Annotated in this window: 11 protein-coding genes; 4 read left to right on the forward strand and 7 right to left on the reverse strand. The window is 70.0% G+C overall.

Features of this window, described 5'->3' with window-relative positions; genetic code table 11:
- Nucleotides 1–72: 72 nt before the first annotated feature.
- The 5 genes from ACFVXC_RS22755 to ACFVXC_RS22775 form a co-directional block, all read right to left on the reverse strand.
- Nucleotides 73–1914 carry an RICIN domain-containing protein gene (locus ACFVXC_RS22755; RefSeq protein ID WP_389907817.1) on the reverse strand — a complete coding sequence of 614 codons (1842 nt, stop codon included), beginning with the start codon at nt 1912–1914 and terminating at the stop codon, nt 73–75.
- Between the two features lie 65 nt (nt 1915–1979).
- The gene (locus tag ACFVXC_RS22760; protein WP_389907819.1) at nt 1980–3986 is read right to left on the reverse strand and encodes a hypothetical protein; all 2007 of its coding nucleotides are present in this window, start codon (nt 3984–3986) and stop codon (nt 1980–1982) included.
- Nucleotides 3983–4888, reverse strand: a complete 906-nt coding sequence (locus tag ACFVXC_RS22765) for a carbohydrate ABC transporter permease (protein WP_389907821.1) — start codon at nt 4886–4888, stop codon at nt 3983–3985. The genes ACFVXC_RS22760 and ACFVXC_RS22765 overlap by 4 nt, the downstream gene beginning before the upstream one ends.
- Nucleotides 4885–5865, reverse strand: coding sequence for a carbohydrate ABC transporter permease (locus ACFVXC_RS22770; protein WP_389907823.1), 981 nt, complete (start codon nt 5863–5865; stop codon nt 4885–4887). The genes ACFVXC_RS22765 and ACFVXC_RS22770 overlap by 4 nt, the downstream gene beginning before the upstream one ends.
- Nucleotides 5866–5876: 11 nt before the next feature.
- Nucleotides 5877–7184 carry an ABC transporter substrate-binding protein gene (locus ACFVXC_RS22775; protein WP_389907825.1) on the reverse strand — a complete coding sequence of 436 codons (1308 nt, stop codon included), beginning with the start codon at nt 7182–7184 and terminating at the stop codon, nt 5877–5879.
- Between the two features lie 171 nt (nt 7185–7355).
- Between ACFVXC_RS22775 and ACFVXC_RS22780 the strand changes: the two genes are divergently transcribed.
- Both ACFVXC_RS22780 and ACFVXC_RS22785 read left to right on the forward strand, forming a co-directional pair.
- Entirely contained in the window at nt 7356–8648 is a 1293-nt protein-coding gene (locus ACFVXC_RS22780; protein ID WP_389907827.1) for an ROK family protein, read from the forward strand.
- 160 nt (nt 8649–8808) lie between these two features.
- The gene (locus tag ACFVXC_RS22785) at nt 8809–9009 is read left to right on the forward strand and encodes a hypothetical protein (protein ID WP_389907829.1); all 201 of its coding nucleotides are present in this window, start codon (nt 8809–8811) and stop codon (nt 9007–9009) included.
- Between the two features lie 48 nt (nt 9010–9057).
- Here the strand turns inward: ACFVXC_RS22785 and ACFVXC_RS22790 are convergent, their stop codons facing one another.
- Complete coding sequence (locus tag ACFVXC_RS22790) at nt 9058–11157, reverse strand: multicopper oxidase family protein (RefSeq protein ID WP_389907831.1); 2100 nt, start codon at nt 11155–11157, stop codon at nt 9058–9060.
- 294 nt (nt 11158–11451) lie between these two features.
- On the opposite strand from ACFVXC_RS22790, the gene ACFVXC_RS22795 reads away from it, so the two are divergent.
- Both ACFVXC_RS22795 and ACFVXC_RS22800 read left to right on the forward strand, forming a co-directional pair.
- Nucleotides 11452–12642: a sensor histidine kinase gene (locus ACFVXC_RS22795; RefSeq protein WP_389907833.1), complete on the forward strand. Its 1191-nt coding sequence runs from the start codon at nt 11452–11454 to the stop codon at nt 12640–12642.
- A complete protein-coding gene (locus ACFVXC_RS22800; protein ID WP_389907835.1) occupies nt 12639–13319 on the forward strand; it encodes a response regulator in 681 nt (226 codons plus the stop codon). The genes ACFVXC_RS22795 and ACFVXC_RS22800 overlap by 4 nt, the downstream gene beginning before the upstream one ends.
- Before the next feature lie 524 nt (nt 13320–13843).
- On the opposite strand, the gene ACFVXC_RS22805 is transcribed toward ACFVXC_RS22800, so the two are convergent.
- Entirely contained in the window at nt 13844–14296 is a 453-nt protein-coding gene (locus tag ACFVXC_RS22805; protein WP_389907837.1) for a MarR family winged helix-turn-helix transcriptional regulator, read from the reverse strand.
- Between the last annotated feature and the right edge of the window lie 19 nt (nt 14297–14315).

Below are 14315 nucleotides of genomic sequence, written 5' to 3' on the forward strand. Positions count from 1 at the left end.
GTGAGTCGGGGGGTGTCGGCTGGTGCGGGACCGGGGAGGGCCCGCCTGGACGTGCCGGGCGGGCCCTCGGTGTCAGTTCTTCTTGAGCGTCAGGATCTGCTCGGCCGCGGTCCGGCCGTCACCGACCGGGCCTCCGGTGCGGTCGGACCAGGCCCGGGTTGGCGTGGTCTCGGCGAGCCGGCCCGCGTTCGACGACATTCCGATGACCAGGCCGCTGTAGCGGTTGACCAGGTGGAAGGTTCCTGTGGACCGGTCGTCGGCGGTCTTGCCGGGAAGGACGAACCACTGCTGGCCCACGCCGGGCTTCCCGCCGGGCGCGCCGGTCACGGTCGGCTTGGCGGCCCAGGCACGGCCGGCGTCCTTGGTGGAGTCGACGCCGAGCAGCTTCTTGGTGGCGGAGTTGGCGATGCGGTACGAGCCGTCCCCGTTCGGGGTGAACACCCACCGGTTGCGGGTGGATCCGTCATCCGCGGGCCGGGAGGTGGTCGCGCCGTTCTCTCCGGTCTGGGCCAGAACGCGTCCGTTGCCGTTGCTGATGGTGTACGCGGCGCCGGCGGTGACGGGTGAGGCCGGGTCGCTGGTCCCGATGGTGGTGTCGTAGTACTCGCCGTCCGCGTTGTTCGAGCAGAAGAACGAGCAGTAGCTGCGGAAGGTCTTGCCGACGACCGTGGACCCGGTCTTGCTCACCGGGTCCAGCATCCAGCGATACCAGGACCCCGACTTGTAGCCGCCCGAGTCACCGACGAGCTTCCACTTCTGGGTGGCGAGGTTGTCGGTGACGTAGAAGCGCTGCGGCTGCGTGGCGTCCTGCTTGATGGGCTCGGGTTCGCCGACGTACAGCCCCAGATGGGCGTTGTAGGCGATGTTCATCGTCAACAGGTCGGACTTGGCGGGCAGTTCACCGGCCGCCTGCTGCTCGGCGATGGTGCCGTCGTTGGCCGGGTCGTAGTCGTGCTCGACGGGTGTGTAACCCGTGCTGTTGTCGGCGTCGACCGGCTCCATGTTGGACTCCAGGCCGCCGATGCCGGGCTGGGACCACGAGCCGTCGTACCACTTCTTCCAGGATCCGGGCTTCAGCTTGCCGGACATCGGGGCGCGTGCGACATGGGCCCGGCTGGCGTCCGTCCAGCCGCCCGGCACACCGCCCTTGGGGATGGCGCGGGAGTTGTAGTAGACGTAGAAGTAGCCGGATGCGGTGTCCACGAAGAGCCGCGGGTCGCCGTTGCCGTAGTGGTACAGGTCGTTGGGGAATGCCGCGTCGTCGCCGCGCTTGGTGCTGTAGGGCGAGGTGAGGACGTGGTCCTTGATGTCCCAGGTCTTGCCCTGGTTCTTGGAGACCGCGTAGTCGATCGCGTCGTAGTGCAGGCCGTCACTGAAGGGCGAGGGGGTGAACTCGTTGTGCACCAGGCCGTACCAGTCGCCGGTGTCCGGATCCACCCACACGCCCATCAGGTCACAGAAGTTCTTCTGCGAGTAGTGCGAGGTGTCGGGGGCGTACGTGGCCTCACGGCCGGTGGGACTGTTGTTGCACCGCCAGGTGGTGTCGTTGTTCTTGTCCTTGGAGTTGGCGGGATTCACCGCGTCACTGAGGGCGGCGTCACGCGTCGCGCTGTCGAAGTCCTTGCCGCGGTAGAACGACCAGGTGCGACTGTCGTCCGCGCCGTACAGGGCATGGGCGGACTGGTAGTGGAATGAGCCGTCCTTGTCTATGTAGGTGCTGGCGGGCGTGTCGTCGGGGTTGGTCCACGGCCCCTTGGACCCGATGGTGACGCTGTACGTCGGATCCGCGGAGGCCGACGCGGAGCCCGCGGGGGAGCCCGACGCGGATGCCGGTACGGACGCCAAGGTGCCGGCCAGCGCCGCGGCCGTCGCCGCGAGCGCGGCGACGATCCTCGTCCTGGAACGAACGGACACAGGTACTCCTCTCGTGCTGGGCCGCCGGGGCAGCGGCCCACGGATGGATGGGCTCACCCATGGGTTCACCAGTCGAAGACCGCCCAGCCGCGGTGCGGCAGTTCGTGCTCGAGCTCCAGCGGGCCATCGGTCGGCCGGGTGGCGGCGCGTGCCGGCACGTCAAGCGGCGCGAGCAGCGTGGCCCGCACGGATGAGGGGGGCGAGGGCAGGTCGATGCGTGGACGGGCGGGATCGGCGCTGCCGTTGACCACCGCGAGGCGGTGCACGTCGCCCGCGCGCGAGGCATGCGGGATCAGGTGCGGGGCGCCGCTCACCAGCGGCAGTCGGGGGGTGTCGCCTTCCAGGAAGCGGACCGAGGCGTGGAGCAGTCGCTGCCCTTCGTCGCCGCGGGCGAGTTCGGCGGGCGCCGTCGCGGCAAGGACCGCGACCCGTCCACCGAGCGCGTTGACGAAGTGGCAGCGGCCGGCACCCCAGGTTCGGCCGTCCGGCGTCCGGATCCGCGTCAGGACATGGGCGCCGGCCAGTGGTTCGAGCCGGGCCAGCGCGGGCTGGACGTCGACGCTCAGCTGCGCGCCCTCGTCCGTCGCCCCGGCCTTCTGCGCCACCTGCTCGACGGCGTACGGACCGGGTGGCACCCGGTCGGAGCGGGCGACCAACTGCCCGACCCGTACGCCCAGCAGACCGGCGAAGCCGCGCTCGGCGAGGATGTGCGCGGCCCCGCCGTCCAGGAGCAGCCCCCCGCGCAGGAGCTCGCGGATCTCGTCGTCGTCGAAGACATCGGCGAGACGGCCGAACAGGGCCTGGACCGGGGCGCGTTGTGCGATCACCGGGACCCCGTAGCCGAGGAGGAAGTCCGCGGCCGCCGCGGGGTCGGCCTCCAACTCATCGAGACGCCCCGTCACGGTCGGCAGCCGGGCGGCGGCGTCCTGCCGCCAGGGCAGTCCCACGCCGAGCGGGACGGCCCGCTCCGGGCGGCGCGCGGCCAGCCAGTCCAGGGCCGGCCGTGAGCGGCGCAGCAGCCGGTCGACGCGCGGGAAGCCGTCGGCTCGCTCGGCGTGCGTGGGGTGGACGTTCAGGAGCAGCGCGTCGGCCCCCGACAGTTGGGCGGTGACCATTTCCGACCACGTCTGGGTGTCGGACTTGGACCATGAGGTGTGCGGCCAGTTCTCGATCTCGGGCTCGCAGGCCACTTGGCGGGGGCGCAGGGTGCGTTGCAGCTCCAGGGACCAGAGTGCGGAGGCCAGTCCGCGCGCCGGGGCGTCGGAGTAGGGCGCGAAGTGTGGCCGGTGGGTCACCCGGCGGCGTACCGACAGTGCGGTGAACAGGGCCGCCCAGTCGCGCCCCTCCACGGAGTGCAGCGCGGGCTGCGAGCTCATGAGACCCAGCTGGGATCCGCCCTCGGAGCGCTCGTGCACCACCCGCGCGAGGCCTTCGGCGACTTCGAGCTGCGCCGTGCGCCACACCTGCTGCAACAGGGCGCGCCAGGGGTGGGGCGGGCCGGGAGCGGTGACCGCCGCGACGACCTGTTCCCGGGTGACCGGCTCGCCGACGAGGGCGGCAAGACGCTCCAGCATGAGCGGCTCGAAGCCGCCGCCCCAGGTGAGCGGGGCGTGGTTGTGGATGCGGAAGTCGTCCTCGGCCCACAGCACCCGGAAGCCCAGACCGGCGAAGAGCCCGTAGTGGGCGTACAGCCAGCTGCGCCACTTCGGGCAGGCGAACGACGCCTGGGCGGTGGCGATTTCACCGGTCGGTGAGACCATGGGCGCGAAGCCGAGGCTGTCGACCCGGCCCCGGTCGGCGTGCCCGACGGTGACCCAGGGGTTGAGACTGACGTCCAGACCGGCGTCGGTCAGCACCCGCCCGGCCTCGGCCGCCGCCGCGAACCAGCGTGCCTCGTCCAGGCCGGCGAGATGGCCGGTGTGCAGCTGCTCGGCCCCGAGCAGGAGCACCACCTCGTCGACGCCGTTCTCCCCGCACACCTTGGCCAGGGACCTCGCCCGGTCGCCGATATCGTCCCCGGGGCTCAGCTGGAAGCGCAGGTGGTAGCGCGCCCGTCGGGCGAGGGGGCTCACTTGAGGCTCCCCGCGACGAGCCCGGAGCGCCAGAAGCGCTGCAGGCACAGGAACAGGACGACCAGCGGGATGACCGAGATCAGCGCGGCCGTGATGACGACGTTGTACGGCACCGCCGAGCCGATGCCGCGCTGTGCCTGCCAGCCCACGATCCCGACGGTGACGGGCTGCAGCTTGTCGTCGGCCAGCATGAGAACCGGCAGCAGATAGTTGGTCCAGATGGTCACGAACTGGAACAGGAAGATCGTCACCAGGGCGGGCGACATCAGCCGCAGTGCGATGGTGCCGAAGATCCGCGCCTCGCCGGCGCCGTCCACCCGGCCGGCCTCGAGCAGTTCGTCCGGCACGGAGGCGGCGGCGTAGATCCGGGCCAGATAGACCCCGAACGGGCTGACCACGCTGGGCAGCAGCACCGCCCAGTAGGTGTTGACCAGGTGGACCGGCGAGAACATCAGATAGAGCGGGATGGCAAGCAGCGGCTGCGGAACGAGCACCGCGGCGAGCACCACGTTGAAGGTCAACTCGCGCCCACGGAAGGAGTATTTGGCCAGGGCGTATCCGGCGAGTGCCGAGATCAGGGTGCTCAGTGCGGCGCCGCCGACCGCGTACACGGCGCTGTTGAGCAGCCAGCGGGAGAAGATTCCGCCTTCTTCGGTGAACACGGCCCGGACGTTGTCCACGAGCGCGAAGTCGCCGAACCAGAAGCCGTTTCCGGTGAAGAGGCCTGAGCTGGTCTTGGTCGCGGACACCAGCAGCCACCACACCGGCAGCAGGAAGTAGCCGGCCGCGAGCGTCATCACGGCAATGACGATCCACCGGGACAGGGCCAGGGGCGGCCGGGGGCCGCGCACCGGCGCGGCGGGCGTCTGCTCGGCAGGTCGGTTCAGGGTCTGGAGTGTCACAGGGCCGCACCCTTGCGCTGGACGAACTTGAGGAAGCCGAAGGACAGCACCAAGGCGAGGAGCGCGAGGATCACCGACTCGGTGGCTGCGTAGTTGAAGTTGCCGGCGTTGACCGCGGAGTAGGCGGCGGAGATCGGGGTGTAGGTGCTGGACAGGTTGGGGGCGACATTGCGCAGGATGGACGGCTCGTTGTAGAGCTGGGCAGTGCCGATGATGGAGAACACGGTGGTCAGCACGAGCGCGGGCCGGACCATCGGGATCTTGATGCGCCAGGCGATGCCGAACGCTGAGCAGCCGTCCATCCTGGCCGCCTCGCTGAGCTCCGGCGGGATCGCCTGCAGCGCCGCGTAGATGATCAGCATGTTGTAGCCGGTCCAGCCCCAGGTCAGCATGTTGCCGATGACCGGGCCGAGCATCCCGTCGGAGGTCAGGTCCAGATGCAGGCCAAGCTTCTCGGCGGCCGCGCTGATCGGGCTGAGCCGGGGCGCCACCAGGAACGACCACATGATCGCCCCGATGACGCCGGGCAGCGCGTACGGCAGGAAGTACGCCAGCCGGAAGAACCGCTTGAACATCGTCTGCTTGGCGTCGAGCAGCAGCGCGAGGGTCAGCGCGAGGCCGAGCATCACCGGCACCTGCACCGCACCGATCAGCAGTACCCGCAGCAGCGACGTACGGAACTCCGCGTCGCCCAGTGCCGTGGCGTAGTTGCCGAGGCCGGCGAAGGTCGTGCTGGGCGCGGTCAGGCCGAGGCCCGAGCGGTGCTGCTCGTACAGGCTCTGATGGATCGTGTAGCCGATGGGTGCGAGGTACAGGCCGACGAACAGCACGGCGAAGGGCGCCAGGAACAACAGGGCGGCCCTGGCCCGGCGTCGGCCGTGCCGTGAGGGGTGGCGCGGCGGTGCGGGGCGACCGGGCGGTGCGGCGGCCGTGCTCGGTGCGGGCGCCGCGGGCGCTGCGGATGCGGAGAGGGTCACAGCAACTCCAGTCAGGGGGTGGTGACGTTCAGGCCCTGGCGCTTGAGCTCACCGGCCGTCTTCTTCTGTACGGAGGTGAGGAGATCGGGCAGCGCGGCACTGCCCTTCCCGGCGCGTCCGAGGCTGTCGGTGAGGTCGGTCGAGGTCTGCGTCATCGTGGGACCCCACTGCCAGCCGGTGTCGACGTGCGGGGTCTCCTTCTTGAACACGTCGTAGATCTTCTGGCCGCCGTAGAAGGGGTCCGGCTTGGACAGTGCCGGGTGGCTCAGCCCGGCGGTGGCCGCCGGATAGATGCCCGCGGCCTTGATCAGCGTGCTCAGGCTGTCCTTGTTGGTGCTCATCCACATGGCGAACTCGGTGGCCTGCTCGGGGTGTTCACACCCCTTCATGACCGCGGTCGCCGAGCCGCCGTCGTTGCCGTACGCGGGCTGGTCCGCGTCCCACACCGGCATCGGGGCCACGGCCCATTTCCCGGAGGTGTCCTTCACGCTGGAGGCGAGAATCGGCGCGTTCCAGACGGCGTTGACATCGGAGAGGATCTTGCCGCCGGCCATGTCCTTGTACAGCGAGGGGTCGAAGCTGGGGTCGGCCTTGAGCAGCTTGTCGTCGATGAGCCCTTGCCAATAGCCGGCGACCTTGGCGTTGGCGGGGCTGTTCAGGGAGACCTGCCAGGCGTCGCCCTTGGTGCCGAACCACTTCGCGCCGGCTTGCCAGGCCAGGCCCGCGTAGTTGTAGGCGTCGTTGCCGAAGGTGCCGAGATAGACGTCGGGGTCCGCGCGGTGCACCTTGCGTGCGGCGGCCCGGTACTCGTCCCAGGTGGCGGGCGGCTTGTCGATGCCGTACTTCGCGAACAGGTCCTTGCGGTAGAACAGCGCCATCGGAGCGGAATCCACCGGGGCCCCGAAGGTCTGGCCCGCGATGCTCACCTGGTTCCAGGTCCACTGCGCGAACTTCTTCTTGTACGGGGCGGCGTACTCGGTGATGTCCTGCAGCGCTCCGGCGGCGGCGAAGCTCGGCATCGTCTCGTAGCCCACCATCGCCAGACACGGCGCGTTGCCGGCCTTCGCTGCGGTGAGCATCTTGGTGTAGCCGCCCTTGGAACCCGACGCCGTCTTCTGGAAGTTGACCTTGATGTCGGGATGGGTCTTGTTGAACTGAGCAACGGCCTCCTCGTAACCGGGCGACCAGCCCCAGAAGTCGAGCGTGGCCTTCTGCCCGGCGGTGTCGGAGCCGCCGTCGCCGGACGAGCACCCCGCCGCCGCCATGATCACAACACTCGCGGCGGCCAGCGCCGCCCTCCGCATCCGTCGGGACCTCATCGTCACCACTCCTCGGCCGTAATAAGTTCGGCTAGGATCTAAAATAAATAGTGGCTCGTCAACGGGTTGGGAGTGGGCAATTCCGCCGTCGGTCGAGAGGCGCCTGTCGTACGCTCCCGGCAACCGCGTAACTTGACGGACAGCGCCCGTACGGAACAGGAGCAGGCACTGGTGAAGGCAGATCTACGTGGAGCAGGCGTACGCGACTTGGGCAGTGAGGGCCCGGCGCGGGCGAACGACCGCGCCTCGCTGCGCCGGTCCAACCTCGGCCTCGTACTGCGCCTGCTGCGCGACGCGGGACCGCGCCCCCGTACCCAGATCGCGGCCGAGACAGGCCTGCCCAAGGCCACCATCACCAACCTGGTCGCGGAGCTGGTGGAACTCGGCCTGGTCCGGGAGGGCGAGACCGAGCGCCATGGCTCCGTCGGCCGGCCGAGCCGCACCGTGGAGATCGACGGCCGCACCATCTGCGGCATCGGCGTGGAGATCAACGTCGACTATCTGAGCCTGATCGCCTTCGACCTGCGCGGCGAGAACATCACCGAGCGGCACACACCGCTCGACGCCCGGGGCAACGCGCCCGACGCCGTCCTCGACCGGATGGCGGAGGCGATCCGTGAAGCGCACGACGCCCTGCGGGCGCGGGGAGTTCACCCGGTGGGGGTCACCATCGCGGCTCCCGGGGTGATCGGCATCGACACCGGCGTTGTCTCGTACGCGCCCAACATCGGCTGGCGGGACGTCGCCGTCGTCGAGGGCCTGCGTACCCGCCTCGGCCCCGGGGCACCGCCGATCCGGCTGGAGAACGACGCCAAGCTCGGTGCCATCGCCGAATATCTGGTCGCCGCCGCGGACGACATCCACGACCTGATCTACGTGACCGGCGAGACGGGCGTCGGAGGCGGCATCATCTCCGACGGCCGGCTGCTGCGCGGATCGGCCGGATTCGCCGGCGAGATCGGCCATATGCCCCTGGACCCGGGCGGACAGCCGTGCGCCTGCGGCCGTCGGGGCTGCTGGGAGACCATGGTCGGCCTGGCCGCCCTGCTGCGCCTGGCCGCACCCGCCGACGACCCGGTCCACGACCCCACGATCGATCTGCAGCAGCGACTGGCCGAGCTGCGCCGCCGCGCCGATGCCGGAGACCCCGTCACCCGCGCGGCGCTCCAGCAGATCGCCGACGGCCTCGCGCTGGGGCTCGCCCTCCTCACGGACCTGCTCAACCCCCGCGCCGTCGTCCTCGGCGGCCACTTCGCCTACTTCGGCGACTACCTCATCGACCGGGTGCGCAGCGAACTGTCCGCACGGGTCATGGCTCCCGAGGCCGGCCGTTGCGAAGTCATGTCGTCCACCCTGGGATTCAGCGCCGCGGCGCGCGGCGGCGCCCACCTGGCGCTCGATCGGGTCTACCAGGATCCGAGCGGAACGTCCGCGGCGGCCGGCACGGACCGTACGCTCCACTAGAGGTGGGCCCCGCGTCCACTTGAGGTGGGCCCCGCGTCCACTAGAGGTGGGCCCCGCGCGACGTCCACTGAAACCGGCTCGACGGCGTTGCCTCAGGAGGGTGGACCTGCCTTCAGCTCTTCGTAGGTCGCTTCGGGGGGCCGTACGTCCGCTGTTGGCGATGATGCGGCCGCCGAGGCCGAGCGCCGACAGCGCGAAGACCGCGGCGACGGAGACGTCGTTCATCACGACGACGCGCTCCGGCGGTTCGGTGTACGTGGTGGCGCACCCGCAGTTCTCGGGCGCGGTCGTGGCGCCTCTCGCGCGGTCCGCCTTCGGCGCTGGCGGCGGTACCGCAGGCAGGGGCGGTGGGACACAGTGACACGGCCGGCGCGGCGGCGACGGATTGGTTCCGGCCCATCGGAACCCCTCACTCGGGCTTGTTGCCAACGGGGCCGCCGATCTCGTACGGCGTGGTGACCTTGTCGTACGCAAGGTGCATGACCATGCCGAGCTTGCTGTGCCAGAAGTTGTGGCAGTGGTCCATCCAGATGCCGGGGTTGTCGGCCTTGAAGGCGACCTGGACTTCCTCGCCGGGCCGGACGAGCACGGTGTCCTGCCACATCGGGCTACCGGAGGCCCGCTTGCCGTTCTTGCTCAGCACCAGCATGTGGTGGCCGTGCAGATGCATCGGATGGTCCTCGTTGCCGCGGTTGACGAAGGTGGCGCGGGCCAGGTCACCCTCCTTGATCATCAGCATCGGGGTGTCCGGGAAGACATGGCCGTTGATGGTCTGCTTCAGCCCGAAGCTGCCGTCGTAGAAGCCAAGCCACTCGTCGAAGACGAGCTTGTAGTCGCGGTCGAAGTCGCTGTCCGGGCGGAGTTCCGTCTTCTTCGGGCTGCCGTAGCTGTACGGGTCGAATTCGGGGCCGCTCAGGTCCGCCTTCAGTTCCCCCTTGCCGTCCGGCGAGTAGACGATGCCCGCGTCCGGCGCGCTGGCGTCGGTCACCCGCACCGGTCCGTCGGGCATGGTGAATTCGAGGTCCATCCGGTTGCCGCCGCCGAGCACCAGCTTCTTGCCCTTGAGCGCGGTCGGCTTGTGCACGTCTGTGCCGTCCAGGGCAGTGACCTTGTACGGGACGCCGTCAAGGGCGAACTCGCGTGTGGCACCGCTGGTGTTGGCGAGCCGTACCCGCACCTTTTCGCCCGGCTCGGCGCGGCGCCGCTCCAACTCGTCGGAGGCGCCGATCGCGGACACCGGACCCTTGTCGGTCCGCCAGTCGTGGGCGAGGACGCTGACGTCCTTGTCCACCGGCCGGGTCTGCTTCTTGGGCTCGATGATCAGGGCGCCGAAGAGACCGCGGTCGACCTGCTCGGAGGCGGCCTGGTGAGAGTGGTACCAGCGGGAGCCGGACTCCTCCACGCGGAAGCGGTAGGTGAAGGACTTGCCGGGCAGCACCGCGTCCTGGGTGGCGCCGGCCACGCCATCCTCGCCGTTGGGGACGTCGACGCCGTGCCAGTGGATGGTGACAGGATTCTTGCCGGGCAGCTCATTCCGCAGTTTGATCTCGACCAGATCGCCCTCGGTGACCCGCAGTTGAGGGCCGGGGATCTGGCCGTTGTACGTCCAGGCGTCGACCGTCCTGCCGGAGGCCAGCTTTACCTTCTTGGCCTGCGCGGTGAGGGAGAAGCGCCGGTCGGGCGTCCCACCTCTGGGGCCGCGCAGTTCATCGACGGACACCTCGTGCGACCCGCTGGTGCCCGGGGGCATGTGATGGCCGCCGGCCATGTCGTGGTGCTGCCCGGCTTCACCGCCGCCCCAGTCGGCGTTGCCCTTCATCATCGAGAAGGTGTGCGGAAACCGGCTGCCGGCGATCCCGTAGTTGACCAGCCCCACCACGGTGCCGAGCACCACCACGGCCGTACCCAGCCGGACCGCAAGCGACCGCCGCCGGGGGACCTCACGGCCGGTGAACAGGCGTTGCAGCCGCGCGTTGGCACGCCAGACCAGCAGCCCGGCGACCACGGCGGTGATCAACCCGTAGGCGACGAGACTCATCCAGAACGGCCGGTCCGGTGGCAGGAAGGTCTGCGCGAGGCAGGCGAAGCCGCCGAAGGCCGCGAGCCGGGGCGGCACGACATGGCGCGGGGACCGGGCGCGCGACTGCTCGTTCAGCGGCACCAGAGCATCCGGGCCGGGCAGCCGCAACCGGGCGGCGGATACCAGCCACGGCACCGTCCAAACGGTGGTGGCGATCACGCCGGGGAGCAGCATGACGAAGGTGGTGAACAGCCGCCGGTCGCCGACGAACGCCCACCCATGGAGGGCAAGCAGCCCGTACGTGACGAGCCTGGCCGCGGTGAACAGCAGGGCGACGGCCACCAGCACCAGCGCGATACGGGACATCCGCCGCATGCTGCGGGCGGTGCGGCGGCCTGGCTGAAGGCCCGTCGTGACGGCGGCCATCAGCCAGGCGGGGAGCAGGACGATGCCCAGCGCGATCTCGAATCCGGATGCGGTTACGTACATGGCCGTCATCCCCGGCCCTGCGACCGCCGGGCCGCGGCCGACGGCGGCTGTGGTGGGCGTCTGCGTAGCCGGCGGAGGTCGTGGGTGATCTGGTCGCCGAGGCCCCGGAGGCTGCGGCGCTCTGCTGTGGTGGGTTCGGTGATCTCAGGCATGCCGTCAGCGTGGTGGCCACCGCATCGGCCGGGCATCCGCCGATCCTCGCTCTCTTCCTCAGCGGAAAGTCGTGGGGCGGGCGATGCCGCGTACAACTATCGATTGACGCGTACCCTCCCGCACCGCGGCTAGCCTGCCGCCATGACATGGGACAGCCGCCTCGCGGCCCACCGGGAACGCCTGCGGCCGGTGGAGGGCGCCCTCTTGGCGCTGGCCTTCGCCGCGGCCACGGCCGCCATCGACGGGATGCCCGCGAGGTTCGACTACCTTGCCGCGCACCCGCCGCTCTTCGTGGCGATCCCGGTCGGTCTTGTCGTCGGGCTCGCGTCATGGTTCCGTCAGCGCCGTCCCGAGCTGCTTCTGCTGGCCGCGCTGGGCGCCTATGTGGTGCTGTCGGCCTGGATCGTCGTGGTGTTCGCGCAGTACACCCTGGCCGACCGCACCGCCTCCTGGCGCCGGGTCGCCGTCGCCTCCACGGTCGCCGTCACGGTGGTCGGCCTGCCGATATGGCGGGGCGGCGGTTTCGACGCAGCAATCATGAGCGTGGGCATCTGCGTCTTCCCGGCCCTGCTTGGCCTGTACACGGGCGCCCGCCGCCGCCTCATGGCCGAGCTGCGCCAGCGCGCCGAGCGGGCCGAGCGCGAGCAGCAGCAGCGGGTGCTACAGGCCCGCAGCGACGAGCGCGCCCAGATCGCCCGGGACATGCACGACGTCGTCACCCACCGCGTATCCCTGATGGTGCTGCACGCGACCGCTCTCGAGGCGACCAAGGGCGCGTCCGCCGTCGACATGGCCAAGCAGATCGGCGCCATCGGCCGCGAGGCACTGACCGAGCTCCGCTCGCTGGTGGAGGTCCTGCACACCCGGCCCGAGGCCCCGCTCGCCCCGCAGCCCGGCCTGGCCGAGCTGGAGACCCTGATCGCCGACTCCCGCAGCCTGGGGACGCCGGTCACCCTCGAACTGACCGGAGAGCACGGCACCACCCGACCACCCGAGCTGCCGGCCCTGATCGAGCACGCCGTCTACCGGGTGGTGCAGGAGGCCCTGACCAACGTCCACAAGCACGCCGCCGACGCCGAAACCCACGTCCGAGTCCACTGCACCCGCCAGCTGTTGCACCTCACGGTGATCAACCGGCACGGGATCGGCGGCAACCCCTCAGGCCTGCCCAGCGGCGGCCACGGCCTGCTCGGCATCGCCGAACGGATACGGCTCGTCGGCGGGGAACTCACCTCGGGCCCGACCCCGGACGGGGGCTTCGAGATCGCCGCCGAGATCCCGATGGACGACGTACCCCAGAAGCAGCCCACCCACATGGAAGCCAGGCGATGAGCGAGACGACGACCCGGGTCCTGATCGTGGACGACGAATGGATGGTGCGCTCCATGCTCAGCACCATCATGGCGTCCGCCCCCGACATCGAAGTGGTGGGCGAGGCATCGGACGGCAATACGGCGGTGTCGATGGCCGCAGCCCTGGAGCCGGACGTCGTCCTGATGGACATCCGGATGCCACGCTCCGACGGCCTGACCGCCACAGAGCGCCTCACCCACTCGCCCCGGCCGCCGCGCGTCGTCGTGCTGACCACCTTCGATCTGGACGAATACGTCCAGACAGCGCTACGTCACGGGGCGGTCGGTTTCCTGCTGAAGGACGCCACCGCGGATGACATGATCGCTGCGGTGCGCAGCGCGGCCTGTGGCGACGCGATGCTCTCCCCGAAGGTGACCCGCCGCCTCATCCGCCGCTTCACGGAGGAGGACGGCCCCTCCGCCGGGCGGCAGCGCCGCCGCTCCGAGGCCCGCAGCCGCTTGGAGGCCCTGACGGACAAGGAGCGCGAGGTCCTGATCGCCCTGAGCGGCGGCCTCTCCAACACCGGCATCGCCGAGGCCCTGCACATGAGCGAGGCCACCGCGAAGACCCACATCAGCCGGATCCTGTCGAAGCTCTCCCTCTCCAACCGCGTCCAGGCGGCGATCCTGGCGCACCATGCGGGGCTCGTGGACTAGGAACTTCCCCGGCCATCCATCGATCGCGACGTCCCCTGCGGTCCCGTTGGTTCTCGTCATGCAATTCCAACAGCCGCCGCGCGCACTTCAGTTACGCCCGGCCGCTGTACGGCCCGGCCGCAGGTGAGCGGTGCAGTTCCCGTCGGGCCGTTGATGCAGCCAGCCTTGGTCAGCCAACTTCGTGAGCTTTCCGCGTATGGTGCCCCCGCTCGAAGAGCTTGGGAGAGGCTCGAGCTTGCCCCTCACTCCGGCATCCATGCCCAGGCCCTCGCCGATCTGCCGGGTGAAGGCGGAGCCTTCGTGCGCTCGTCAGCGAGCTGCCCGCTCATCCGCTGCCACACCCGCTCGGCCACGGCAAGCTCACCCCGCTCACCCCGCGCATCCGACAGCCGATCGACCAACTGCTCTTCGAGTCCGTCCAGCTCCGCACGCCGCGCAGTGATCCGCTCCAGCACTTCGGGATCGACGATGCGTCGGAGCGCAGAAGCGGCGCCGCGACGACGGACGGGAAACCACAAACCCATTCACTGATCGCGCAGTTGCTCGGCGGCCTCCTGATACGCCTCGGCAGCGCGAGTGAAGTAGTCGAAGAGGACGTCGAGTTGCTCCGGCGTGTAACTGCCGAGGATCTTCCCGATCTTCTGGCGGGCGGGGGCCATGACGCGGTCGAGTTTCGCAGGTTCGCCGATCGGCTCGACGGTCACCTTGCGCCGGTCGACGGGATCGGGCACGCGGCGCACATAACCCGCTTCCTCCAGGCGGTCGATCAGGCGGGTGGTCGGGCCGGTCGTCAGGCCGGTGCGCGCGGCCAGCACCCCCGGGGTCATCGCGCCCGTCAGCTGCAGGATGTTCAGCGCGTACAGATCGGTCGCGCCGAGCTCGCAGGCCCGGGCGCTCGCATGGCTGTGCAGGAGCACCGCACTCAGGTACTTGCGGTAGATCTCGCCCGCATCGGGGCGTATCGACGGCGTTGACAAGGATTCCTCCACTCCCTAA

This window comes from Streptomyces sp. NPDC058257, assembly GCF_042881845.1.
GTDB lineage: Bacteria > Actinomycetota > Actinomycetes > Streptomycetales > Streptomycetaceae > Streptomyces.